Source organism: Paenibacillus sp. FSL R7-0302 (genome assembly GCF_038006885.1).
Classification (GTDB): Bacteria; Bacillota; Bacilli; order Paenibacillales; family Paenibacillaceae; genus Paenibacillus_AQ.
Genome location: NZ_JBBOWB010000001.1, coordinates 3,749,044 through 3,774,835, shown reverse-complemented (window position 1 = coordinate 3,774,835; position 25,792 = coordinate 3,749,044). Strand labels below are relative to the sequence as shown.

Sequence of the window (25,792 nt, the reverse complement as noted above, 5' to 3'; positions counted from 1 at the left end):
ATATAATAAAATGAAAGTTGTGATGGAATGGAACACTACATGAAGCAGATGTTCGTCACCTCTCTGGACCGTTCGCTGCCCCTGTTCATCGAGACGATGGGGTGGAATGAATGGCAGGAGGAGTTCAGCCGCCCGCAGGGCTATCACTGCTACCATTGGCTTCAGACGACCGGAGGGGAAGGACAATTCGAAATCTCGGATACCATCGTCACGCTGGCGCCCAATCAGGGGATTCTGCTGCCGCCGAGTGCTTCTCACCGCTATGTCACCCGCTCACACCCTTGGTCCACCTGGTATATCACTTTCAATGGACACCTTGCCCCAATGATAGTCTCTTCTCTTGGCTTGTCAACCTCCACAGTCATTAGCTGGGAGCCCGGATCACGGCTGTCTGCTCTGCATAAGAGAAGCCGGAATCTGGCGAGACAGAGCTTCGATTTCAACGGGATGGACGGTTCTGCTTTTGTATACCGTTTTCTGATGGACCTCAAAAGATATGGACAGGTGGACAACCAGCGCTCCTTCTCCCAATATACGGAACGAATGCTGCCCTTCATCCGGTTTCTGGAAGAGAATTATGCCGACCCGGCCTTCGGACTCGCGCAATTGTCGGAGTACGCCGGCATCAGCTCACAGCGGCTGAACTACCTGTTCAAGAGAACCACAGGGATGAGCCCGTATCAATACCTGATCCACCTGCGGGTCCAGAAGGCCAAGGAGTACCTGATCAACGACAAAAAGCTCACCGTCAAGGCGATTGCCTCTTTGGTGGGCTTTTTGGACAGCAGCCATTTCGTGTATACGTTCCGCAAAATCGAAGCCATGACTCCCCAGAATTACCGGGATCTCAATTAGAGAAGCGTGCTCTCCCTGAATTCCTGGGGTGTGACGCCAAAATGCTCCTTGAAGACTTTGATGAAATACGTGGGGTTCTTGTATCCCAGGCGGTTCGCTATCTCATAGATTCTGTACCTGCTGTCCTTCAGTAAAAAGACAGCCTTCTCCATCCGCAGCCTCAGCAGGTAATCGGACAGGTTCTCTCCCGTCTCCCGCTTGAAGACCTTGGAGACATGGGTTGGATGCATATATACATATTCGGCGATAGCCTGAAGGGAGACATCCTCCGACAGATGCTCCTGTACGAATTGATGAATCTGTGCGACAACGGAGTGACGGGAGGCGGACAGCTCGGTGTTCATCTCATGCTGAAGTCTGTCCAGCAAGCCCGTTGCCCAATATTCCAGTTCTCCGATGCTCCTGATATCAAGCGGCGTATGCAGGCGGTAGTCTGTCAGCAGACCGCCGTTCTTATGCACAAAGTAGGAGAAAGCGGACTTCAAGGCGTAAACAATCTCCGATAAATGCTCATGCGAGCCGCTATACTTCGTGCCCCATTCCTGCAACACCACATGCAGCTTCTCTCTTGCCGCCTCCCAGTTCCCGGCCTCAAGCAGATGCGGGAACAGGGGAGGCGAGTAGAGGGAAGCGACCACCAGGGAGGCCGGTTTGACATGATGACCGCCGAGCTGAACGACGAAGTCGTTGTCGTAGCCGATCTGCGAGCGGACCGTGGCGACGCAGCGCTGATACAGCTCCTCCACACTGGCCGGAAAGGTCCCGGAAGGGGAGAGAATGACCGAGATCGTCAGATGCAGCAACCGGCTGACAATCTGCCTCATCTCATCCGCGGTCTGCTCCAGTTGACGGCCGCTTGCATCCCCGCCGCCATTCACAATGAACAGAAGATGGCCGTATACATCCTCGCAGCTCCAGCTTTGGAAGTGCCGGGAAACCAGCTCCTCTACGATATTGGTAACGGCGTAGCCCGGAAGCGACATATCGGACGGATCGTAGCGCTTCTGCGGGTCCTCGATGCGGATCAGAATCAGCGAGATCGTATCGCCTAATCCGATTGGAAGGCCGTATAACTGGAGCTGCTCTGTCAATTTGCGTTCAGTCCACATGCGTCCCTGGATCAGATGGTTCAGCAGGTTGGAGCGCAGGATAGGCAGATTGCGGTGAACCATTGCCTGTGACTGCACGTAGGCAGTCATCTGCTCCCGTTCTGCCTGCAGCGCACGGGCCGCATCAGAGACGGCAGCGAGCAGCTCCTCATCCTTCACCGGCTTGAGGAAATAATGTGCCGCCTTAGCTTTCAGCCCCTGCTGAGCATATTTAAATTCGGCATGGCCGGTAAGCAGAATACTAACCGTCCTCGGCCACTTCTGCTTGACCGCCCGGATCAGCTCAATGCCGTTCATGCCGGGCATTCGGACATCGGTCACCACAATGTCTGCGGCGTTCTTGTCCATCTGCTCCATAGCCTGCTTGCCGGAATAGGCAGAGAATACGCTGGTAATGCCAGCCGTCTCCCAGGCAATGCTTGCGGTCATGCTCTCCACTAGATGCTCTTCATCATCCACGATTAACAGCTTCATTCTCCACCGCCTTCTCTGTCCAGTACAGTTCTACCCGCAGTCCGAAGTCCGCATTGACCGACAGCTTCACCCCTGAATCCGCCCCGTACCGGAGCTGAAGCCGCCGGTGCACATTCAGCAGGCCGCAGGCTTCCGGCCGTTCTCCATACCGGTTCGCAAGCAGCTGCTGAAGCTCCTGAAGCCGGCCAGTGGTTATAGTACCGCCGTTGTCGTCAACTATCAACGAATATCCGCTGCCGTCCAGGCTCCCGGTAATCGTTACTACTCCAACGCCCTCCAGGGCTTCAATCCCGTGAATCAGCGCGTTCTCGACAATCGGCTGGAGAATCAGCCGGGGAACTTCAAGGTCCCGCATGAGGTCCGCCACCCCGATGCTGTAGCGGATGCGGCTCATCCGCATCCGGTGGATGCTGAGGTAATCAGCCGCGTTCTTCAGCTCATCCGCCAGCTTCACCGCCTGATTCTCCACCCGGGTCGTATAGCGGTAGTAATCGGACAGGTGATAGGCCATTTGCAGCACGGCATCCTTCCGTTCCAGCTTGGTCATGCTGATCACGTAGGAGAGGCTGTTGTACAGAAAATGAGGGTTAATCTGTGATTGCAGCTGCTTCAGCTCGGCCTCGTGCGTAAGCAGCTGCTGCTCCAGCACATTCTCGATCAGCTGCTGGATTTGCGCCGACATTTCATTGAATCTGGATACAATGAGCCGGAATTCGTTATTGGCCTGAAGCGGAATTCTGGTCTTGTATTGTCCCATCTTGATGAGCTGAACCCCTCTGACCAGAGCGCGCAACGGGACCTGAACATTCCGGTATAGCAGCCACGATAAGGCAATACCCACGATGAGAATCAGTCCGAGGACAAGATAGGCGAACCGGTTGGTTACCCTTAGAGGAGTCAGAATTTCGGATAAAGGCACAATGTTGACCACATACCCGTCCAGCACCTGCACATCGGAATAAGACAGAAGATAGGAAATTCCGCTGACATCCAGAGTAATGTTGCCCTCATCCGCCAGCTGAGTCCGCTTTAAGGCGGATACAGCCTCCTGGAGAAGCTCAGGCGGGCAAGAGGGCGTGGATAAGAAGATGTCATCAGGTTTATAAAAAAGCGCTTCCCCAATTCCCTGCGATTGAAACTGCTCCAGCATCCACATTACGTTGTTCATGTGAAAGCTGATTTCAATGATGGAATTGGCTTTGGCAATACCGCTGCTGGACTGGTAGGGCTCAAAGGTCAAGTGGATGACCGTGCCCTGTTTGTCTGCGTGATCGTCATTCATAATGAAATTCCAGTTGTCCTTGCTCAGCCGCTGAAGACGCTCCAGATCATAGGAGGTTCCGTTGACCGTGGAGATGGTCTGCCCCGAACGCGGCGAATAGACCGTGATTTCATTGATCCATTCCGTCGAGGCGCTTTGCAGATACAGCTTATCCTGAATGAGCTTTTTGCGGCTGATTTGTTCGTAGTAGCTGGAATTCAGCAAGGACAGGTCCTGGAATTCAATGACGTTCGGATCACGGATCAGGAGGTAGGTGAAGGTCTCCAGCTGCGTAATAATATTGTCCATTTGTGTGGCTAAGGTAGATAATCGGCTGATGCTTGATTGTTTGATTTGGCCGGTAATCACGTTCTCGTTGACTCTGTTCGAATAGACCGACAAGATCAGCACCGGCAGCAATAATAACACCAGCGAGCCGGCCAGCTTGGAGAAGAGACTGCGTTCCTTGTTGCCCATCTGCTTCTGGCTCCTAAGTTTTGTGCTTATCTTATTCTTTAACCGCGCCCATCGTCAACCCTTGTACGAAAAACCTCTGCAGGAACGGATAGACGAGCAGGATCGGCAATGCTCCTATCAGGATTTGCGCAGAACGCACCGTGCGTTCCGACAGAATTTTCAGCTGACTGGGGTCAATGTTCGTGTTGCGCATGTCGCCGCTCTGAATGATCGTCTGCAGAAATGTTGCCAGCGGATACTGCCGGTAATCAGTCATATAGATCAGCCCGTCAAACCAGGAGTTCCAGTGCCAGACCATCGAGAACAAGGATAAGGTGGCCAGGGAGGGAAGCGACAAGGGAAGATAGATCGTGATCAGAGACCTCAGATAACCCGCTCCGTCAATGCTTGCCGCTTCCTCCAGCTCTTTGGGAATGGCGCGGAAGAATTGCATCATCAGAATGGTATTGAACACATTCACCGCAGACGGCAGAATCAGGACCCACAGCGTGTTGGTTAAATGAAGCTGCGTGATCAGCAGATAGGTTGGAATCAGGCCGCCGTTGAACAGCATGGTAAAGACAAAAAACCAGGAGTAGAAGCTTCTGCCGTAAAATGAACGCGACAGGGTATAAGCGGCGGTAACGGTTAACACCATAGACAGCAGGGTTCCCGCGAGCGTTCTTTCCACAGATAGAATTAGGGAACGCAGAAACAAGGGATTCGTAAGCGTTCTGGAGTAGGCTTCAGCCGTGAAGCCGACCGGCCAGAAAAACACCTGATTAGCTGTAGCCGCCGCACTGGAACTGAAGGATACGGCCGCTACGTGCACAAGGGGAAGGATACATAATACGGCCAGGACTGCAAGAAGCGCAGTGTTGAGCACTGTAAACCAGCGGTAAGAGATTGTTTTCCGATACATAGATTCCGCCTGCCTTTACTCAAAAGATGCGATAATTTCCGAACCGGTAGGCCAGCCGGTAAGCCGTAACGATCAGGATGAAGCTGATGACCGATTTGAATAAGCCGACGGCGGTCGCGAAGCTGAAAGAGCCGTTCATGAGACCTACCCTATATACAAAGGTATCTATAATATCCCCTTCACGGTAGACCAGCGGATTGTACAGGTTGAAGATCTGGTCGAAGCCTGCATTGAGGATATTGCCCAGCGCGAGCGTGCCCACAACCAGGATAACGGGAACCAGCGCCGGCAAGGTGACATGGAGCGTCTGCTTGAACCGGGTTGCGCCGTCGATCTCGGCGGCTTCATACAGCGACATATTGATGCCGCTCATGGCGGCGAGATAGATAATTGCGGCGAAGCCGAACTCCTTCCAGACATCACTGACCACTACGGTGATCCGAAACCAGGTTCCGTCTCCAAGGAAAAATACAGTATCGGCGCCAAGGAGCGTCAGCAGGTGATTGACGATGCCTTTATTGCCGAGGATATCCGTCAGAATCCCGCCCAGAATCACCCAGGACAGGAAGTGCGGGAGGTACACGAGGGTCTGCACAAACCGTTTGAACAGCAGGGCGCGAACCTCATTCAGCAGCAAGGCAAAGAGGATCGGGACTATAATGTTGGCCGTAATCTTAAGCGAAGCGATGAGCAGGGTGTTATAAATGACCTGTACACTGTCAGGATAAGTAAACATATATTGAAAATGCTCGAAGCCAACCCATGGTGAATGCAGGAACCCAAGCCGGGGCTTGAAGTCCTGAAAAGCCATCAACAGCCCCGCCATAGGCGCATAATTGAAGATCAGCAGACAGATTACAGATGGCAGTATGAGCAAATGAAGAGGTAGCTGGCGAGTAAATCGCGTCTTGCTCTTCTTCCATTCCATCATCCGGACAACTCCTCTATAGGTTCATTTGGCAAAAGTCTTCTATTGTTTAAGCGCCTGATACCACTCGTTTACCTCCCGGGTGATCTCATCGCCGCCGGAGGACTTCCATTTCTCCACGAAGCTGTCGAACGAATCCGGCGATTCTTGGCCGTAAATAATTTTCAGAAAAGCTTCGCTTTCCATTTTTCGAAGCAGCTCGCCCTTTTGCGCCATGGTTGCTGTTGGAGGTCCGGTGTATTTATCGAAGACGGAGGCTTCGTCGATGTAAGTCTGCAGTACGGCGGCAGCCTCTGCCCATTTCTTCGGTCTGGCCGAGAAATACATTTCGTAAGGGGTCTCAGGTGTTTTTCCCTGGCCGAGCTTGGCCATGACCTCCAGCTCCTTTTTGGGGGTCTGAATGTCGTTGCCGTAGATGGTGTATTTCTTCACATCAATCCATCCGCCCGGGATTTTGTCCTGGTCATAGACCGGTTTGCCATCCACGATGACATAGTCGTAGCCCTCGGCCCAGCCGTTAGCCAGCTCGGAGGTAGGATCGTAGAAGCCGGGTCCCATGATGGCGTCCAGATAGTTGAAGAAGGGCTCCATATATTTGAAATCCTTGTTGAAATAGAAACGGACCGAGGATTGCGGTTCACTGCCAAAGCCCATTTTGCCGTCAATGCCTGCAGGAATGGGAACCGGTACATAATCAAAGGTCATATCCGCACTGAACGGATAGGAAGCCATCCAGGTAGGACCGAAGACCATGCCGGATTTGCCCTGAACGAAGCTCTCCGCCGCCTTGGCTTCATCCATAATCCCGGCGTCTTTATCCAGATAGCCTTTGCTCATCCATTCGCTAAGCTTGATCAGGCCTTCCTTGACTGTAGGCTGAACAGATCCGTACTGAAGCTTGCCGTCCGCACCCTCTGTCCAGTACGTAGGGATAGCGGCTTGTCCGAAAAGGAAATCGCTGGATACCATGAAGGTGTCCTTCACGGCCGTGACGCCTTTTTTGAGCGACAGGGATAATCCGAGGGTGTCCTTGATGCCATTGCCGTCGGGATCGCGGTTGACGAACGCATCCATTACAGCTTCCATATCCGCGATAGTCTTGGGCGCTTGCAGACCTAAGGTATCCAGCCAATCCTGGCGAATCCAGAGCACGCTGAAAGAGCTGTTGGCATTGAAGGTGGGCAGGCCGTAATGCTTGCCGTCATAAGTAACCGTATTCCATATTTCAGGGTACTGGGCATACAGATCTTTAAGCCGCTGCGAAGCGTACTTGTCAAAGGCCTCGTCGATATTCATCACCTTACCGGAATCAACGACCTGATTCTCAAGCGTCGGATCGTTCAGGGTGAAGACATCCGGCAGCTTCTCATTTGAATTGAGCAGAAGACGGAGCTTGGTGGTGTAGGCATCTCCTGTTCCCACGGTCCAATCTACCTTGAAGTCAATGCCGAATTTCTCCTTGGCCCATTTGGTGTGGACATTATTTTCGATGGTCTCCCCATTCTTGAATTTGTTGTCGGAGCCGACCACACGGCCTAAGGTAATCGTAGCCTCTTGTTGCCCGGCGTTTCCCTGATCCCCCTGTGCAGCCTGACCCGGATCGGATGCCGCACTGCAGCCGGCAACAGCTGTCAGCATGACTCCGGCCACAAGGGCGATAGACGCCTGCTTCGCAAACTTTATCTTCATGTATTGACCTCCCTGTATGTGATGCTGTTTAGTATATCGCCCATGGGACCCAGGGATAAATAACAATATTGCGAGATTCATGCAAATATATTGGCCGTTCTATTTTACTTTCATTTTATTATATGAATTGATTTATTTATTATATTTCATATTATCAAGGCAGCATTTAATATAGTTTGTGTATTTTACTATTTTTATATGGCGGTGATTAGATTGTTGTATGCAGGAGCGAATTACCATCCGCATGACTGGCCCAAGGAGAGATGGGCACAAGATATTGAATGGATGCGGGCAGCATCCTTTAACGTTGTCCGGCTGGGGCATTTGTGCTGGGACAGCTTTGAGCCCTCTGAAGGCAACTTTACGTTTGAATGGTTCGATGAAGTCATGGATCTGTTTCACGAGGCGGGTATACAGGTCGTGCTGGATATCGCAACCCGCCCGGCTCCGACATGGCTCCACAAGAAGTATCCGGCGATTGACCGGACCGATACAAACGGCATCCGAATGGAAGCGCAAACACGATATATGGAGGATATCGGCCACCCGGCCTTCCAGGAATACGCGTATAAGTTCGCCGAGACACTGGTATGCAAATACCGGAATCATCCGGCCCTGTATGCCTTCGGACTGTGTAATGAGCTGGGCTCGGGAGCGCCTTCCTATTCCAGAGAGGCCAGAGACCGCTTTGAAGCTTGGCTGAAAGACAAGTACGGCACGGTAGACCAGTTGAACCGGGCATGGACTACCCAGCGCTGGTCGCGCAAATTGAACAGCTTCCACGATGTCGTGCTTCCAGTCTCCGGCCAGATTCAAGGCGCGCCGGAACGGGTGCTGGACATGTGGCGCTTTTATTCCGATGAAGTCTTGGCTTATATGCAGGGTCTGAGCCGGATTGTCAGGCAGTTCGCGCCTGAAGCCAGGGAATCTACAAATCATTGGTCAGAGAATCCCGGCTACGGGTTCGATTATCTGAAGCAATATGAGGAGATCATTGATCTCCCCGGTATCGGGTTCTATCCCGGCACCAATCCCGAGGACAGACGGGCCTTGACCGCCGCCTGCTTCTTCATGGATCACCGCATTGGCGAGCTTGACCAGCCGATCTGGTGCCTTGAATTCCAGACTGGTGACTTCGGGGGCTACGCTTCCCCGCGCCTGGCCATGAGAATGTATGCCTATCTCTCGCTTGTCCACAGGGCTCAGGCTGTCTGCGCATGGACCTGGCGGACGATGCTGGGCGGTGAGGAGCAATATGTATTCGGTCTGGTGGATCATGACGGGACGCCGGGCTGGAAGTATGAGGAGTTCAAACAAATCGCTGAGGAATTCAAGCTGCTGCAGGAACGCGGGCTTCCCAGACAGACCTCTCCGCAGATTGCCATCGCCTACTCGTACGAAAGCTTGAAGGTGATGGACGGCAACCGGAGTTACTACAAAACCGATTATACCCGGCAAGTTCTGGAGGCCTATGAGGCTATTGAGCGGGCCAATCTGGACTGTAATATTGTGAATCTGCGCAGTCTGCGCAAGGATTACAAGCTTCTGATCGTGCCGGGACATGCCGTCATGGATGCAGCCTCAGCGGCCGCCATTCGCACCTTCGTTGAGGCAGGTGGCACCGCTGTGATGACGGCGTATTCTGCGAAGGTCAATGAGCATAACCGCGTGTTCGACACCCCTATGCCCGGCGGGCTAAGCGATGTCTTCGGCATCCGCAGCGGAGCCTTCATGAGCACCCGGAGCCATACGCCTGCGGAGAATGCCGGGGGTCTTGAGAAGACAGAGCTTCATCTGGAACGGGAAAAACCGGCTATTCTGCTCGGGGAGCAGGAATGTCAGCCTGAGATCAGTTATTACGAGATCCTGGAAGCCCGCACGGCCGAGACTGTGGCTTCGTTCACGAATACACTCGAGAAGTCGCCCGCAGTCACGCGGAACCGTTACGGCAAGGGAGAGGCCATCTATGTTGCGATACCGGCAGATGCCGATTTTCTCGGTCGACTGCTGGATATGCTGTACCCGGCACTCGATATTGAGAAAGGGCCGGTTACTCCTTCAGGCGTTGTCGCACGCAGCCTGGAAGACGGCTCCTTCATCTATGTCAACACCACCGGCACAGAGCAGACCCTCCCGCTGGAGGGGGAGGCATCCGGGCTGCTGTCCGGCAGCCGCTTCGCGGATTCGCTGACATTGGGCGCTTATGAGGTAGAACTGGTAACGTTACTAGATTAGAAGCACTAAAGAGATAAACAAAAAGCAAAAGAAGCGGAGGGAAAATTTGGAACTGTAGGAGCGGTAGCGACCGCCTTTGTCTGCGGATTTCCACCGCGAACAGCGGTATAAATCAAGAAATCTGCAGACAACAGCGGCCGGAAGTCCAAATGTTTACCGCAGTGACGATGAAGCTTCAAGTTCAAATCTTAAGTGCGTCTTATATAAGCTACTATCAAAGGGGAGCATAAGGATGAATGATAATATCAGAAACGCAGCGCAGGTAGTACCCTCAGCACGGCAGCTGGCCTGGCAGGAGCTGGAATTCTATTCATTTATACATTTTGGCGTCAATACGTTCACCGATAAGGAATGGGGACTCGGCGACGAAGCACCGGCGATCTTCAATCCCACAGAATTTGATGCCAAGCAGTGGGTCGAGGTGTGCAAATCGGCGGGGATGAGAGGCCTGATCCTGACCTGCAAGCATCATGACGGGTTCTGTCTCTGGCCCAGCAGCCATACCGGGCATTCCGTGAAGCACAGTCCATGGCGCGATGGCCAAGGTGATATGGTACAGGAGGTAGCGGATGCCTGCCGTGAGGGAGGACTGAAGTTCGGGGTGTATTTGTCTCCGTGGGACCGACATGACGGACGTTATGGAACTTCGGAGTATAACGAATACCTCAAGGATCAATTACGTGAGCTGTTAACCGGGTACGGGGACATCTTCTGCGTCTGGTTCGACGGTGCATGCGGTGAAGGTCCGAATGGCTTGAAGCAGGTGTATGACTGGGACGGATATTATGAGGTGATCCGGGAGCTGCAGCCGGGCGCGGTGATCTCCGTATGCGGTCCGGATGTCCGCTGGTGCGGCAATGAGGCGGGCCATACCCGGGAATCCGAGTGGAGTGTCGTTCCGGCAGAGCTGCAGGATTGCGAGAAAATCCAGGAAGAGTCGCAGCATGTGGATGACGGTGAATTCGCCAGACGGAGCAACTCCCGCGATGAGAATCTGGGCAGCCGGGAAGCCATCGCCGGGAAGGAGCTCGTCTGGTATCCGGCGGAAGTGAATACCTCGATCCGGCCCGGCTGGTTCTACCACGCTGCTGAGGACGACCAGGTCCGCAGCCTCGAAGTGCTGCTGGACATCTATGATAAGTCGGTTGGCGGGAACTCGACGTTCCTCCTCAATCTTCCGCCCGACAAGCGCGGTCTCATCCATGAGAATGACGCCCGGCGAATGGCCGAGCTGGGAGAGGTAATCCGGTCTACCTTTGAGTATAATCTGGCTGCGGGGACTCAGGCCGCCGCAACGGAGACGGCGGGAGAGAACAATGCGGCCGGACGGATACTGGACGGGAATAGAGATACGTTCTGGTGCCCGGAGGAAGGTACGGAGCAGGCTTCCATTGAGATTGATCTGAAGGTGGAGCAGTCCTTCGATACGATCGTGCTCAAGGAGCATATCCTGTCGGGCCAGCGGATAGAACAGCTTCATCTGGAATACCTGGACGGAGATACCTGGAGACAATTTAGTGAATGCACAGTTGTCGGACATAAGCGTATTCTCAAATTCCAGGAGGTTAAGGCAAGGCATATCCGCCTAACCATAGATAAATCACGGTGGTGCCCGACCCTGTCTGCGTTTGAAGTGTACCGGAGCGCGGTGGAGTAGGCCAAGACAGCAGGGGGCGTCCCATAAGTCATGTAATGGCTGCGTGGGATGCCCCGTTATCCTACGATTTGTTGTTCCTTATTTTTTGTAACAGTCGATCTAAAATGAAACCAACAAGATACCAGAAAGCTAAAGTTGTGAGATAGACTACTGCTATTGGAATGTCTGTTTTTCGTACAAAATGAGAGAATTCGTATATCCAGACTAACGGACTAGTTATGGCCAACAAGATGTTATAGTCGTCTTTCCCTGAAATATTTACAACAATAGCAACAAATGAAATTAAAACTAACCAAAATCGGAATGATTTCATTAAACGAATTAGTTTCATTAATCACACCTCCAATTCACTTATGAGAGCGTCCCATGGATAAAACTTGGCGGTGAAAGTCTACTACGGGCTGCTATGGGGCGAGCTATATGCTACTACCGTACACGATCTACCATCAAAAGTAAAAAGAAATTGGCTAAGATCGTTGAAGAAGCAAAATGAGCTGTAGCGGCTTGCTATGCGTTTAGATACCAAGGAAACTCCGGTTTTATGTGCAATCATTCCATCCTTTACATACATCAATCCACTCTGAATAACTAGAGTATTGTTCTAATTGTTTTATTGTAAGTTCAATCGCACTATTGCTACTCCCGCAAGCTGGATAGATTGTCTTAAAACGTTTTAAAGAGATGTCTAGATAAACAGAGACATCATTTTTAATAGCAAATGGACAAACACCTCCAATTGCATGACCAACCCTATCAATGGCTTCATCTGGAGAAAGCATTTTTGCTTTTGTTTTGAAATACTCTTTGAATTTTTTGTTATCCACTTTTGCATCACCGGCGGCAACTACTAAAACAGCTTGTCCATTTACCATAAAAGAAAGTGTTTTTGCGATTCTCTCTGGCTCACAACCTAATGCAGATGCAGCCAAATCTACGGTTGCACTAGATACTTCAAATTCTTTAATCTGAGAATCCATCCCATATTGTTTGAAAAAATCTTTTACTTTTTCAATTGCCATAATCATCACACCTCATTTTTTAATATTGTCTAGAAGATCATAGATGAAACTTGCCTATGCTCTTGGGTAAAAAATCATGTTGTAAATGACACATGTTTCTTGATAGGGATTATTGTAGGAATGAGAAACATTAGCCCGAAAGCGGAGTGCTTGCTTTTCTTTTAGAACAATTTTTTTTGTGTTGACTACCATTTCTAACATACCTTGCTCCACAAAAACATATTCTTCCACACCATCAAGGTGCTTTTTAGATGGATGCTGGCATCCGGGATCAAATTCGATATAGAATATTTCAACGTTACGGGTAGGATCAAAAGGAAAAACAGGAAAGGCTCTCATTTTTCCATCCTCTTCGAGGATAGCGTTTTTGGACAGTGTATCAACCACACTGCACTCCTCTTCTAGCTCTTCCAATAATAAAGATAAAGGAACTTTTAAGCCCACTGCGATTTTCCAAAGAGTTGTAATAGTTGGTGAAGACTGCCCTCTTTCAATTTGTCCAAGCATGGGCTTACTTACATCGGTAAGTTTAGAAACATCTTCAAGTGTAAGATTTCTAGTTGCTCGTATTTCTTTTAACCGTTCTCCAATAGCTAATACTGGCGATTGCACTGCATCACTCCTGACGTATGTCATGACATTTTTTAATATATTATAACATACAAACCACAGATGCAAGACCAATAAATGAAGTGCAAGAAATGTAAGCTGCCTTCTATAAACAAGCCTCCATAAACCAAAAACAGCAGAGCAGCAATTCTCCTGTTATTGAAGAATCGCTGCTCTGCTTGATTTTTATAGTGTTGAGCGCATAGCTTAGTTCATTAATTCCGCTTGCATCAGCAAGCGGAGAATAACGGTTGCCGCCTCCGCACGGGTTGCGGATTGTCCCGGCTGGAATTGCCCGGCCGGTGTCCCGGTGATCAGGCCTGCCTGAACCGCCTTGGCCACATCCTGCTGCGCCCAGCCCGCAATCTTGTCTGCATCCTTGAAGGCTGCAGGCTGAAGCTCTGAAGCTGGGAGCGGCGAGCCTGCAAGGGCCATCGCCTTAACCAGAATAATGGTCATCTCCTGGCGTGTTATGATGTCGTTTGGCCGGAAATTATTGTCCGTTCCGCCCTGCACCAGACCCAGCTCAGCGGCTGTTCCGACACTTCCGGTGTACCATGCGCCGGAGGGGGTATCCTTAAACGAAACATCTGCCGAACCGGAGGAGGAATAGCCCAGCGCACGAACCATCATCGCTGCGAATTCCGCGCGCGTTGTGGTAGCGTTCGGTGCGAATTTGCTGTCCGTTAAGCCGGTGAGGATGTACTTTGAGGCCAGCTTTTCGACGGATGGCTGTGCCCAGTGCCCCTTGATATCCTCAAATGTCTTGTTGCTTGAAATCACTGCAAACGTGCCGTTGCTCGGACTATAGAACGTTACACCAGTGCCGTTGAAGACCGCCGGGACGAAGGTGAAGCTTCCGTCCTTCCCGATCCGGACCACGGTTGTATTCCGGCTGTCCGCCGGATTGTCAAGCTGCAGAGTGCCCCGGGAATAGCTTCCCTTGAACCCCGGAATCTCCACTGTACGCCCATTGGCTTCAGCTGTTACCGTGTATTCAATAGCAGGTCTGATTAATTTGCCCTGGGCTGCCAGGACAGCCTGAAGGATCTCTTGCTGCCGCTGTTCCGGCAGGACCGTCATACTGACCTTAAGCTTCCAGTCTTCGGTTCCCAATTGCTGGCCCCAAGCTGCGGTATCAACCGCTTTGACAGGGAAGTGGAAGGTGCCGAGCGGAGACGAGACGGTGATCTGGTCTGCCGCTTTTACTTTCTGCGCATCCAGTGTGGCTGTAGCAGTAGTTCCTGTAACCTCTGCTTCGACGGTCAAATGGCCGCTGCCGCTTGGTGCTTCCGGCTGAACAGGGGTGACCGAACCAACGGTAGTGCCACCGCCGTTGCCACTCCCGGCGTTATTGCCGCCGTTATTGCCGCCGCCAGGATCACCGCCGCCGTTATTGCCGCCGCCAGGATCACCGCCGCCGTTATTGCCGCCGCCAGGATCACCGCCGCCGTTATTGCCGCCGCCAGGATCACCGCCGCCGTTATTGCCGCCGCCAGGATCACCGCCGCCGTTATTGCCGCCGCCAGGATCACCGCCGCCGTTATTGCCGCCGCCAGGATCACCGCCGCCGTTATTGCCGCCGCCAGGATCACCGCCGCCGTTATTGCCGCCGCCAGGATCACCGCCGCCGTTATTGCCGCCGCCAGGATCACCACCGCCGTTGTTGCCGCCGCCAGGATCACCGCCGCCGTTGTTACCGCCGCCAGGATCACCGCCGCTGTCAGTCGCAAGCGTATGCCGGGCATAAATATCGAACCGGTCGAACGCAGGCGCGTATTGGCGCGGTACTGCCGTATAAGGAGTGAAGCCTTGCGCCCCGGTTCCTCCATAAGGGTTAGACCCGCCGTCATACGTATTATTATTGGAGAAGCGGATGCTGTTGGTGCCTGCTTTCAGTTCAACATCAAAGGTCTGTGTGGCGAACTGCTGCCATGAGATGGTGTTCTTGAAAAAGACCGTCTGCGGCTCGCCGCCGTTGACGCTTACTTGCGCATACCGTTCAACAACGTCATTGTTGTAGGCGTGCGTCCCGGCGCTTTCACCGTTCGCGTAGGTAACGACCAGTTTATAAGTGCCTGCTTTGGGCACCGTGATGTCCTTCAGCTCCAAATACCGTTCTGCTCCGTCGAAAGAGGTAATGCCGTTCACATATTTGCCGCCGGAAGCGTATTTGGCAAAGGCATCCTCGCGGATGAGCGGCAGCTCGGAGCCGGCCGGAGTACCTACGACCGTTGCTGCCTCTGCCTCAACGGAATATACAGAAGTCTGGCTGACGAAGGCTGCATTAATATAATCCAGGCTAAGCGCAGCGCTGGAACGCACATCAACCAGGTTAATGCCTGTGCGTAAGAAGACTGGTACTGTAGCGGTCTGCCATTGTCCGCCGGTATCGGTAACAGGCAGATCCACGAGCGGCTTGCGGTCATGTTGAATTTGCAATTTGCCCGCGCCCGATGCGGCATAGCGGATCTGCAGATCATACATGCCGTCTTGCAGCACACTTACCACAAAGCGGGTATTGGCGTTCTGGCTGCTGCCGTAACCGGTCACATATCCGGCACCCTCGAAGCCTTCGAGGCTGCTCTCTCTGGATAATCCCAGCGCAGAATCATAGTCGGCGAATTCCGCTTGAACACGGTAGCTCGGCTCTGCGCCCAACACACCGCTATAAGTTAATTCCATCGCATCAAGGGTGGATTCGCCCTGGCCCGCTTCTCCCGTATCCGGGTTGTACTTGCTGATGCCGATGGAATGTGTCCCTTGCGTCAGATCGGCAAAAATCGTATTGCCTCCCAGCAGCTGCATGTTGTAATCCGCACGCAGAACCACCTTCGTTGCCGGCTGATCATCAATCTTGATGAACCATTCGGAATTGATGCGCTGATTCGCATCTCCGGTATTGGATTGATTGCGCAGGGTGGAGGTTGCGCCGCTGCCGCCAATCAGATCCATACGGTAGCTCCCGTCTGCCGGAACCGTAACCTCCGTCCATTTCACCAGGCTGTCCACAGCCTTGATGCCTTGGACATACTGGCCGTTCGAGGCAGAGCGTCCGGTGCTCTTGCGCGGATAGTGATCCGTCAGTGTCACATTGGTCCGCACCTCTGCATTCTCAGCCTCGAAGCGCTTATAGAAAGTCTCCTTCGGGGCATGAGCTACCGCCGGAGTAATGACTGCATAATACGCCGAGGTGTAATCGTTCAGGTTGACATCCAGAGTGACCGTGCCGTTCTTGACAGGATAATCACGGTCCAGAATCTGGGTAGGCTCTACAAGAAATCCGGTCAAGCCTGTATATCCAGCGTACCATACGGTGATATGCACCGCTTCTGCTTCTGTGAGGAAGGAGGGGCTGTTCCCATTGCCGGTCACGTTATTGAACACGATCTGGCCGTCTCCTTGTGTGCCTCCGAACGCGATACTGACCTGCTTTTTGTTGTCTTGAATGGAGCTTAGCCCGTACAAGCCGGGGCCGAAGGCATCCTTCTCATGTCTCGCGTTGATGACCTCAATCTTGGCCATGTCGCCGCCCATCATATCGGCATACCATTTGTAGAGCCACCATGCCCCGTTAGGCTCATTCTGCCCGGCGAGCAGGGACCCGTAGGAGTTGGCCGTGTTCCAATACGGCAGCATGCTGTTCATTTTCAGCTCATCATAACGTGCGATGTAATGAATCAGCGAGCCGCCTACGGCAATCTCCGAGGTTGCGGCATACTCATTGATGTCCACCTTGATCGGGAAGGGGACCGTCCGGTCCGGGTACAGCTCCCGATAGCGCTGCACGGACCTCTCTTCCACCGTCCGGAAGGTGGCTACGTTGGAGGGAGCCTGGTTGAAGGCTTTGTCCCACAGCATATGCCAGCTGATAATGTCCGGCAGACAGTCATTCTCTACGCAGTAGGGAATGAAATCCTCGAATACCTTGGCTCCGTATTGAGTCAGATTCACACCCGAAATGACTGCGCCGGGGTCAATCTCTTTGATCTTCTTCGTTACCGCCAGCCAGTCGCTGTTGAATACGGCTCTTGAATTCTTGCCTGTCTGGTTATCCGCCAGCAGCTGGGGATAACGGGTATTGTTCTGCTCAGGCTCATTGAACGGGATATAAATGAATCTGGCATCCGCATCCCGCCCCGGATTCGCGGCCTCCCATTGCTGCTTGTAGGCCTTGACAGCTGTTGTAATCGGAATGACGGCTTCCTGAATATATTCGTCAGCCGTTCTGGACGGATAGTACCAATGCTGATAATAATCCTGCATGACGATATTGACAGCTTCCCCGCCAGCCTCGAAGAAATAGTCCGACACCCGCAGCGCGTCGCCGGTCGGATGCTGGATGCCGTTTGGCGGCTTCTGGGAGATATGCGAGGGCTTGATCGGAATCAGTGTATTGATATCCGGCACATTCGGCTCGCTGATCGCATACAGTGCGCCGGAAGATCCATGGAATACAGGTCCGAGCGAGCGGTCTGCCAGATCGACCGAGATTTTGGCCGGCTTGGCTGAAGTGTTCTCTTCATGCTTCGTCGCCGCATAGAGTGCGCTGACCTGAGTGGCATTTAACTGGACATTATAGATCCGCAGATCGTCGAATTTCCCCTTGATATCTCCATCCGAGGTATAGAGCGATCTGCCGAAATCGTTGAATTTCAGCGCGTTCAGATAATCACGCGAGAAGAAATGCTCCAGAACGGAGGACATGGTCGCTTCAGGGGAGCTTTTGCCCTGATCCAGACCTTTGGTGCCAACGGGAACACCGTCCAGGTATACCTCATAGGCCCCGCTGCTGGTCATAGTGACGGTCACCTGCTGCCACTTGCCCTTGACCGGGTTACGGTTCCAGACGATATCGCCTTTGTAGCTGGCAATCTGACTTGGATTCGTGCCGGTATAGATCCGGTTGCTGAACGTGCCGTCCCCGGCGATGATAATGAATTCGGAGTCCTGCCAGCCGCTTACCCCGGCATTCGTCAGCCCCTTCTCGGCAATTGTGGAGGACAGCAGACGGTTATAGGCGTTAGCCGAAGAGTCGATGTTGGCCCAAAAGGAAATGGACAGTTCATCCTTGATCCTGCTGTAGAGCTGATCGGGCAGCTTCAGCCAGGCAGTACCGTTCCCGCCGCCTGGTAAAGAGAGGACGTCTCCGCGCTGGTCGTCATAGACAATGGCTGCTACTCCCTTAAGCTCAGCACGTTCAGCGGCCGCATCGGGGTAGACGCTGTTCACCACCGTGGTGCGGTCAAGCACCTGTCCGGGGCGGAAGCTCCACTGGAACAGCGGGGCCGCCTCAGCAGCGGTCTTCAACTGGAGCTGATCCGGCGCAGTCTCCTGAACAGGAGCCGCCTCCCGCAGTGCAGCAGCGTCCGCCACCGCAGCAGCATCCGGCTCTGCCGGGGAAGCGGGCACTTCATCGGAATCAGGTGCCGGAACCGGATCGGTCACTAACTCCGGATCAGTCACCCATACAGAATCTGCCACAGGAACCGGGTCTGCGGCCGGAGCTGTGGAAGCGCTTGCCAAACTGGAGGGCAGAAGAGTCAGAATTGCCAGTATAGATATCAGTGAACGCTTAAGATATGGCCTCAATAGATACTCACCTCTTTTGTTTTTTGGGGATACCTGTCCTAATAGAACGGTCTGCACACTTGAAACAATTCTCTATTCACTAACACTTATCTCCGCATAGGCACCGCAACCTCCCTGTCATTGCTGCTTCGCTTCACCGAGAATGTTAAGTGAATGACCCTTACTATAAAATCAAGCTTTTTTACTGTTTTTGTTCCTTTCTTTACGTCTCTGGGTTACTGCCTGGAGCGGGCAGACAGGGAAGCAGAAGCGGGAGCCGTAGAATCCTGCCAGTCCTTTCCCCGTAATCCCCCTACATGTAAAAAAGGGAACGAAAAGAGTAAAAAAAAGACATGCAGAGCAGGGTGGCGGGAAAGCAGCCGGGAGTCTATCATTAAAGATATTCTACAAAGGTGTTCCACCAACTCTGCCGCCGGAGGTTATGACTTGAAAGCTCCCTTCACCTTGAAGCCCAGCCGCCGTTTTGTGAGCGTGAAGAACAAAATGCTGTTCTTTTTCCTGCTGGCCATTCTGATTCCGGTTGTGATTCTGTTCGTTACCTCCTATATCTCCTCCCAGCAGATGCTTGAACGTAAATATACGGACCTGCTGGCCGATGTGACGAGACAGTCGAATATCCGCATCGAGGAATTCCTGGAGGACACGAAGCAGATTTCGCTTATCGCCAGCTACGGGATTAACAGCTACATCTCAGCCGTCTCGCAGGAGAACTACCCGGTACAGAACTATCTGCACGACAGCTCTGTGACGAACGAACTTCAGGCCACGCAATTGCTGATGAATTACATCACGATGAAGGACCGCGCCATCTCTATCTATGTCTACAATCTGGTGAATGGCAGCGACCTCTATGTGGCCCCGAACAAGCCTGTCGACTATACGTATAACCCCCGTGAGGAGGACTGGTTCACCGAATTCCTGCGTTCTGACGATATTACGCGCGATCTGCCGACCCGGCTGGACCTGCAGACCAAGGCGGACAGCAATTGGACGATTTACAATCTGCGTAAAATCTTCGATATGGAGAACGGCAAGCTGATCGGCGTAATGGCGGTAAGCGTAGACATAGATTTCATCAACCGGCTGAACAAGCGGATGGAGGCAGGCAACCGTTCGGCCTTCACCGTTACCGATGACAGCGGCAGGATTATATTCAACAACAATTATAACCTGATCGGCAAGCCGTTCAGGACACTTTTTCCGGTGCGTGAGGAAGAACTTGCCGCAGGTTCAGGCAGGCAGATTGTCCGTGTATCCAGCAAGGACTATATTCTGATCCAGTCGCCATTTGAGGAACATAGCTGGAAGACTTATATGTATATGCCCGTGGAAGAGCTCGCGGTGGAAGGCGATATCCTGAAGCGGAATCTGTGGACGATTGCTGTCGTGCTTATCCTGTTCGCCCTGGCCAGCTCGGTGTACATGTCGAATCTGATCACCCGGCCGATCAAGCAGCTGATCCGCAATATGACGCTGGTGGAGCAAGGGAAATTCGATAATCTCCCGGCGGTCCGCTCGAATGATGAGATCGGTGTCATGGCCAGCCGGTTCGAGCAGATGTCCGCTGAACTCAAGCAGCTGGTGGAGCGGATCTACGTGGAGCAGGAGCAGAAGGTCGAGGCTGAAATTCGCGCGTTGCAGGCCCAAATCAGTCCGCATTTTCTGTACAATACGCTGAATTCAGTCAAATGGATCGCCACCATGCAGCAGTCGGAGAAGATTGTTGAGATGACCGGAGCGCTGATCTCTATGCTCCGTTATACCGCCAAGACGGACAATCGGCTGGTGCCGATCCGTGAGGAGCTGGAGCACATCGGCCATTATATAATCATTCAGAAGGTGCGGTATTTCAACCGGATCGAGTTCCATTCGGAAGTGGAGGAGACGCTTGCGGAGCAGGAGATTCCGAAGCTGAGCATCCAGCCGCTGGTCGAGAATGCGATCTTCCACGGAATTGCCGACCAGGAGGACGGGCTGCTGTCTATCGAGGTCCGGCGGGCCGGGAATGCTGAACTCACCATTACGGTCAGAGACAACGGTGCCGGCATAAGCGCTGAGGCGGCAGCGAAGCTGCGCAGCAGACTGGGCGGTGCAGAGGACAGCGGCGGCATCGGTGTTACCAATGTGCATCAGCGGATACGCCGGTTATACGGCGAGCCGTACGGGGTATCGTTCGAGAGCAGTCCGGGCCAGGGTGCGGTATTCGTGATCACAATTCCTATTCGGGACAGGAAGGGGGCTTATTGAGTATGCTGGGTGTGCTTATCGTGGATGACGAGCTGCTGATGCGTATCGGCCTGAAATCGATTATTCAATGGGAAGATGAGGGATTTACGATTCTGGGGGAGGCCGCAAACGGGCGCGAAGCGCTGGAACTGGCCGGGACGCACCAGCCGGATCTGATTATTACGGATATCAAAATGCCGGTGATGGACGGTCTGGAGCTGATCCGTGAGGCCCGGCGGCTGGACATCGGCGGGCAATTCGTCATTCTTAGCTGTCTGGAGGAATTCCACTATGCCCAGGAGGCGCTCAGGCTCGGGGCGGCGGACTATCTGATCAAGAGCGATATGAAGCCGCAAGAGCTGGTACAGGTGCTGGAGACGGTTAAGAAGCGGGCGGTCCGCCTCTCCGATGGCAGCTCCTCCGCAATGCCGCCCGGCTCCTACAAGGAGAGCATCGAGCATTTGAAGGAGACGCTGTTCAAGGAAGTGCTGAGCGGCTTCAAGGGAGCCGAAGAGGTGCTCGCCCGGCGTGAAGCACTGCATATCCGCCTGCCGGACGGGCCGATGGTGCTGATGAAGCTGCGGATCAACCGGTTTGACCAGCTGCGGCGCAAGTACGTGGAGCAGGATGAGAAGCTGCTGCGCTATTCGGTGGCGAATATTCTGGAAGAGATCCTGCCCCGCAAGCGGGCGAAGGAGATCATCGTCATGAATTCCGCGGAATATGTGCTGCTGCTCGATCTCGGAGAGGAGGGGCGGATTGTCCGCGCGGAGATCGAGCGCGCCGCTGCCAAGATCCAGGCGGCGATGAAGGATTTCCTGAAGCTGACGCTGTCGATCGGGGTCAGCGGTCCGGCTCCCGGCTTTGACGGCCTGAAGCGGGCCTATCAGGAGGCGGACATGGCGCTTGACGAGCTGTTCTTCGCCAGCGGGAGCGGCCTGTCCTTCTATGATAAGGCCAGGAGCCGTCAGAGAAGCGGGGAGCGGCTGTTCATCGACAAGCCTTGTATGCGGAAGTTCAGGCAGGATACCGAGAGCGGAAGCGAAGGGGCGCTTGCCTTCCTGAACAGCCTGAAGGATACTATGCTGCTGGAGGGCTGCACGAAGCAGGCGGCGCGTTCGACCTACATACGGATGCTTGGCGCGATTCTGTCCTGCTTCCCGGCTCTTCCCGAGCCGAATGAAGCCGGGCTTACGGTGTACGAGAGCATTCTCCATGAAGAGAGTCTGGAGGGGCTGCACCAGACCGTCGCCGGTTATCTGGAGCAGTGCAGAGCGCAGATGTCGGAGGGACAATCCTCCCGGAGTTATGCAGAGCAGGCGAGTGAGCTGATGATGCAGCTCTACGCAGAGGATATCTCGCTGCAGTCGGTGGCGGAGCAGATTAACGTGAACGCCTCTTATCTCAGCAGGGTATTCAAGCAGGAGACCGGCGAGAATTTCGTCAGCTTCCTGACCCGGCTTCGTATGGAGAAGGCCAAGAGCCTGCTCAGGGACAGGAACATCAAGGTCTATGAGGTTGCTGAGCGTGTGGGTTATCCGAACACCGCGTACTTCAGCAAGCTGTTCAAGAAGCTGAACAGTATGAGTCCGGAGGAATACCGGGGCTAGAAAAGTATCAGATTAACGGACCTGAGAGACCCTATTCCCAGCAAAACGCCACCTTTTGCGGATTAACGGACTCAGTAGCCCTTATCGTCTCTCTACGAGAGGTTTAGGAGTAGAGATTCCAAGAATAAGCACCATGAGGTCCGTTACTTGCCCAAGTGGTGACGTTAAACCAGAATAAGCGCGCCTCAGTCCGTTACGCCGAGCTATTACGCCTTTAATGGACAACTCCCGTCTTCATCTGGGAATGGCACCTGAAGGGGCGATCCACTCCTCTAGTCATTCAGGCAGGATAGTGGCCCATCCACCAGTATAAATCGCTTTGGTAAATCGTTTGCTGTGGGTTTGCAGCGCCCCGATTACCATACCTGCTCATGAGCGCTACGCTTAATTGTATTTTGTGCAACTAAAATGTCTGTTTTACTCCTTCTTCTCACCTTAGTTGTATTTCGTACAATTAAAATCTCTACTTTCCCTGGGTTCCGTCCTTTGGGGCAGATTTAGTTGTACAGATTACAGCTAGAAGAGGTAAGCCTTCTTTTTCGCTGTTTTTAAGTGTACATTTTGCAACTATCACTGAATGTCTACTTGGAACCATAGGCTATAATGCGCTTCACGGTTGAACCCCATTCACTTCTTTAGTTCTGATGATCTACTAGAACGGCAATTGTCAAAAAAAGAACAGAGTCTGTAAAAGAAGTGCATCCGCTGCGGGTGCACTTCTTGCCGCTTCCGGGGATTGGTCAAAAAAAGGAAATGTTCCGTAAAAAACAGCCATTTCGATACCTGCCCCCTTCACCTACTATTGGAGGTGCAGCAGATGCAGCACATCCTAAATGGAAGTTGGGGGTAATTCTAGTGAAGAAAAAAAGCTTGGCTACCGTGTTGTCTATCTTACTTGCGGCGGTCACCTTGACGGCTTGCGGCAGTGGTAACGGCAACAGCAACAGCAATACATCGGCTTCACCACCGGCAGAGGCAACGGATGCCGCAGCGGCTACCCAGGCGGCAAGCGGAGAGAAGGTCCAGCTGACCTACGCGATCTGGGATTCCAATCAGGAGAAGGGGCTGCGGACCATTGCCGATGAATTCGAGAGCAAGAACCCGGACATCAAGGTCGATATTGAGGTGACCGGCTGGTCCGATTATTGGACGATGCTTGAAGCGGGAGCCACCGGCGGCTCGCTGCCGGATGTCTTCTGGATGCACTCAAATGAGATCTACCGCTATGCGAACAACGGCATGCTGCTTGATCTGACAGACCGCATCAGTAAGAGCGAAGAAGTCAAGCTGGAGAATTACCCGGAAGGCCTGAACCAGATCTATAATCTGGGGGGCAAGCAATATGCGGTTCCGAAGGATTTCGATACCATCGGACTGTGGTACAACAAGACGCTGTTTGACGAGGCGGGTGTGAAATACCCGGATGAGAACTGGACCTGGGATGATCTGCACAGCGCAGCGAAAGCGCTCACCAAGGACGGGGTATACGGCTTCCTCGCGCCGATGCACAACCAGGAGGGGTATTACAACTTCGTCTATCAGAATGGCGGCACCATTATTACAGCGGACAAGAAGTCAGGCTATGACGATCCGAAGACGATCGAAGCGCTGGATTTCTATATAAGCTTCGTACGTGACGGACTGTCCCCTGAGGTGTACGGAGATGCCGAGCGTGCCGATCTGCTGAAGAACGGCAAGGCGGCGATGGGCCTGTTCGGTTCATGGAACCTTAGCGGCTTCACAGAGAACGAGTTCATGGCGAAGAATTTCGATGTGGCCGTCCTGCCCAAGAAGGCTGCACAGGCCTCCATCTATAACGGCCTTGGCAATGCGGTTGACGCCAAGACGAAGCATCCTGAGGAAGCGTGGAAGTTCGTGGAATACTTAAGCTCCAAGACAGGCCAGGAGCGCCAGGCGGAGCTGGGTGTTGCCATCTCGGCGTACAAAGGTGCGGCTGACAAATGGGTGGATTCGAACAAGACCTTCAACATCAAGGCATTCGTTGACATGGTCAGCTATGGCGTAATCCGTCCGTATTCCAATACAACGGCTGTCTGGGAAGACAAGGCTTATGAAGCGCTGAAGCCGGCGTTCTCCGGCAAGGTGTCCGTAGAGGAAGCAGCCCGTAATGCAGCGAAGGTGATGAATGAGAGTCTCGCGGAAGAGAAATAAGCAAGAGTCATATGCCTGCGGCAGCCTGGGGGCTGCCGCAAGTTTGATAGGAGAGGAAAGCAGATGAATCAACCCGTCAAGAGGAAAATAGGAGCCAAAACCTGGAATGAATGGTCCTGGGGCTGGTTCCTGATCGCGCCAACGATGATCGGCCTTATCGTCCTCAACTTCATTCCAATAGTGCAGACCGCTTACCTTAGCTTCTTCAAGAGCGGAGATTTCAGCAGAGGCAATATCTATATCGGAGGGGAGAATTACCGCAAGCTGATTCATGATCCCCAGGTATGGCATGCGGTCGGCAATACACTGCTCTATACATTGCTGGTCGTTCCTGTCAGCATTGCCATCGCCATGCTGGTGGCCGTCCTGCTGAACGGTAAGCTCGCGGGCCGCTCGTTGTACCGCACGATCTATTTCATCCCGATGGTCGCCGCTCCTGCGGCAGTGACCATGGTATGGCGCTGGATGTATAACCAGCACTACGGCCTCATTAATTACGGGCTATCCAAGCTGGGCCTTCCGGCTGTCAACTGGACGACGGACCCGAGGGTAGCGATTTTATCCATCGCGGTGATCGGAATCTGGAGTGTCATCGGCTATAATATGGTGCTGCTGCTCGCCGGTCTGCAGGAGATCCCGAAGGACTACTACGAGGCCTCGGATATCGACGGAGCCAGCCGGGTGCGCCAATTTTTCGTGATCACTCTGCCGCTTGTAACGCCAACATTGTTCTTTGTTGTGGTGACCACGATTATCCAGGCCATGCAAGTGTTCGATGTCATCTATATGATGATCGATGTGAGTAACCCGGCCTATGACCATACAGTATCGCTTGTGTATCTCTTCTATAATAATTCGTTCAAGTACTCCAACAAGGGTTATGGCTCAGCGATTGTAATGGTGTTGCTCGCGCTGATCATGATCATCACCTTCTTCCAGATGCGAGCGCAAAAAAAATGGGTCAACTACATGTAGGAG

Annotated in this window: 15 protein-coding genes; 7 read left to right on the top strand and 8 right to left on the bottom strand. The window is 53.0% G+C overall.

Going from position 1 to position 25,792, the window contains the following annotated elements; translation table 11 throughout:
- Positions 1-27 precede the first annotated feature (27 nt).
- Positions 28-855 carry an AraC family transcriptional regulator gene (locus MKY96_RS16555; protein WP_340941719.1) on the top strand — a complete coding sequence of 276 codons (828 nt, stop codon included), beginning with the start codon at positions 28-30 and terminating at the stop codon, positions 853-855.
- On the opposite strand, the gene MKY96_RS16550 is transcribed toward MKY96_RS16555, so the two are convergent.
- The 5 genes from MKY96_RS16550 to MKY96_RS16530 are packed head-to-tail and all read right to left on the bottom strand — an operon-like array spanning position 852 to position 7,694.
- A complete protein-coding gene (locus MKY96_RS16550; protein WP_340941718.1) occupies positions 852-2,438 on the bottom strand; it encodes a response regulator in 1,587 nt (528 codons plus the stop codon). The genes MKY96_RS16555 and MKY96_RS16550 overlap by 4 nt on opposite strands.
- Positions 2,416-4,176, bottom strand: coding sequence for a sensor histidine kinase (locus tag MKY96_RS16545; protein WP_340941716.1), 1,761 nt, complete (start codon positions 4,174-4,176; stop codon positions 2,416-2,418). The genes MKY96_RS16550 and MKY96_RS16545 overlap by 23 nt, the downstream gene beginning before the upstream one ends.
- Before the next feature lie 31 nt (positions 4,177-4,207).
- Positions 4,208-5,077, bottom strand: a complete 870-nt coding sequence (locus tag MKY96_RS16540; protein WP_340941715.1) for a carbohydrate ABC transporter permease — start codon at positions 5,075-5,077, stop codon at positions 4,208-4,210.
- Positions 5,078-5,096: 19 nt separating this feature from the next.
- Positions 5,097-6,008: an ABC transporter permease gene (locus MKY96_RS16535; RefSeq protein WP_340941714.1), complete on the bottom strand. Its 912-nt coding sequence runs from the start codon at positions 6,006-6,008 to the stop codon at positions 5,097-5,099.
- Between the two features lie 39 nt (positions 6,009-6,047).
- Positions 6,048-7,694 (bottom strand): extracellular solute-binding protein, encoded by a 1,647-nt coding sequence (locus MKY96_RS16530; protein WP_340941713.1) that lies wholly within the window; start codon positions 7,692-7,694, stop codon positions 6,048-6,050.
- Between the two features lie 198 nt (positions 7,695-7,892).
- On the opposite strand from MKY96_RS16530, the gene MKY96_RS16525 reads away from it, so the two are divergent.
- Both MKY96_RS16525 and MKY96_RS16520 read left to right on the top strand, forming a co-directional pair.
- Complete coding sequence (locus MKY96_RS16525) at positions 7,893-9,929, top strand: beta-galactosidase (protein ID WP_340941712.1); 2,037 nt, start codon at positions 7,893-7,895, stop codon at positions 9,927-9,929.
- A 232-nt stretch (positions 9,930-10,161) separates the two neighbouring features.
- Complete coding sequence (locus MKY96_RS16520; RefSeq protein WP_340941711.1) at positions 10,162-11,586, top strand: alpha-L-fucosidase; 1,425 nt, start codon at positions 10,162-10,164, stop codon at positions 11,584-11,586.
- Positions 11,587-12,125: 539 nt separating this feature from the next.
- On the opposite strand, the gene MKY96_RS16515 is transcribed toward MKY96_RS16520, so the two are convergent.
- The 3 genes from MKY96_RS16515 to MKY96_RS16505 form a co-directional block, all read right to left on the bottom strand.
- Positions 12,126-12,605, bottom strand: coding sequence for a YbaK/EbsC family protein (locus MKY96_RS16515; protein WP_340941710.1), 480 nt, complete (start codon positions 12,603-12,605; stop codon positions 12,126-12,128).
- Between the two features lie 54 nt (positions 12,606-12,659).
- On the bottom strand, positions 12,660-13,217 hold the full coding sequence (locus MKY96_RS16510) for a helix-turn-helix domain-containing protein (RefSeq protein WP_340941708.1): 558 nt from the start codon (positions 13,215-13,217) through the stop codon (positions 12,660-12,662).
- A gap of 204 nt (positions 13,218-13,421) precedes the next feature.
- The gene (locus MKY96_RS16505) at positions 13,422-18,806 is read right to left on the bottom strand and encodes an S-layer homology domain-containing protein (protein WP_340941707.1); all 5,385 of its coding nucleotides are present in this window, start codon (positions 18,804-18,806) and stop codon (positions 13,422-13,424) included.
- Between the two features lie 426 nt (positions 18,807-19,232).
- Between MKY96_RS16505 and MKY96_RS16500 the strand changes: the two genes are divergently transcribed.
- The 4 genes from MKY96_RS16500 to MKY96_RS16485 all read left to right on the top strand — a co-directional run bounded on the left by MKY96_RS16500 (position 19,233) and on the right by MKY96_RS16485 (position 25,789).
- Entirely contained in the window at positions 19,233-21,053 is a 1,821-nt protein-coding gene (locus tag MKY96_RS16500; protein WP_340941706.1) for a sensor histidine kinase, read from the top strand.
- 2 nt (positions 21,054-21,055) lie between these two features.
- Positions 21,056-22,642: a response regulator gene (locus MKY96_RS16495; protein ID WP_340941705.1), complete on the top strand. Its 1,587-nt coding sequence runs from the start codon at positions 21,056-21,058 to the stop codon at positions 22,640-22,642.
- An 855-nt stretch (positions 22,643-23,497) separates the two neighbouring features.
- The gene (locus MKY96_RS16490) at positions 23,498-24,814 is read left to right on the top strand and encodes an ABC transporter substrate-binding protein (protein ID WP_340941704.1); all 1,317 of its coding nucleotides are present in this window, start codon (positions 23,498-23,500) and stop codon (positions 24,812-24,814) included.
- Between the two features lie 63 nt (positions 24,815-24,877).
- Complete coding sequence (locus MKY96_RS16485; RefSeq protein ID WP_340941703.1) at positions 24,878-25,789, top strand: carbohydrate ABC transporter permease; 912 nt, start codon at positions 24,878-24,880, stop codon at positions 25,787-25,789.
- The last annotated feature ends 3 nt before the right edge of the window (positions 25,790-25,792 follow it).

Excerpts from the sequence above, each read along its gene's own strand:
- MKY96_RS16530 (WP_340941713.1), bottom strand. The coding sequence starts at position 7,694 with ATGAAGATAAAGTTTGCGAAGCAGGCGTCTATCGCCCTTGTGGCCGGA.
- MKY96_RS16495 (WP_340941705.1), top strand. The coding sequence starts at position 21,056 with ATGCTGGGTGTGCTTATCGTGGATGACGAGCTGCTGATGCGTATCGGC.
- MKY96_RS16545 (WP_340941716.1), bottom strand. The coding sequence starts at position 4,176 with ATGGGCAACAAGGAACGCAGTCTCTTCTCCAAGCTGGCCGGCTCGCTG.
- MKY96_RS16535 (WP_340941714.1), bottom strand. The coding sequence starts at position 6,008 with ATGATGGAATGGAAGAAGAGCAAGACGCGATTTACTCGCCAGCTACCT.
- MKY96_RS16515 (WP_340941710.1), bottom strand. The coding sequence starts at position 12,605 with ATGGCAATTGAAAAAGTAAAAGATTTTTTCAAACAATATGGGATGGAT.
- MKY96_RS16520 (WP_340941711.1), top strand. The coding sequence starts at position 10,162 with ATGAATGATAATATCAGAAACGCAGCGCAGGTAGTACCCTCAGCACGG.
- MKY96_RS16525 (WP_340941712.1), top strand. The coding sequence starts at position 7,893 with ATGGCGGTGATTAGATTGTTGTATGCAGGAGCGAATTACCATCCGCAT.
- MKY96_RS16540 (WP_340941715.1), bottom strand. The coding sequence starts at position 5,077 with ATGTATCGGAAAACAATCTCTTACCGCTGGTTTACAGTGCTCAACACT.
- MKY96_RS16555 (WP_340941719.1), top strand. The coding sequence starts at position 28 with ATGGAACACTACATGAAGCAGATGTTCGTCACCTCTCTGGACCGTTCG.
- MKY96_RS16550 (WP_340941718.1), bottom strand. The coding sequence starts at position 2,438 with ATGAAGCTGTTAATCGTGGATGATGAAGAGCATCTAGTGGAGAGCATG.
- MKY96_RS16485 (WP_340941703.1), top strand. The coding sequence starts at position 24,878 with ATGAATCAACCCGTCAAGAGGAAAATAGGAGCCAAAACCTGGAATGAA.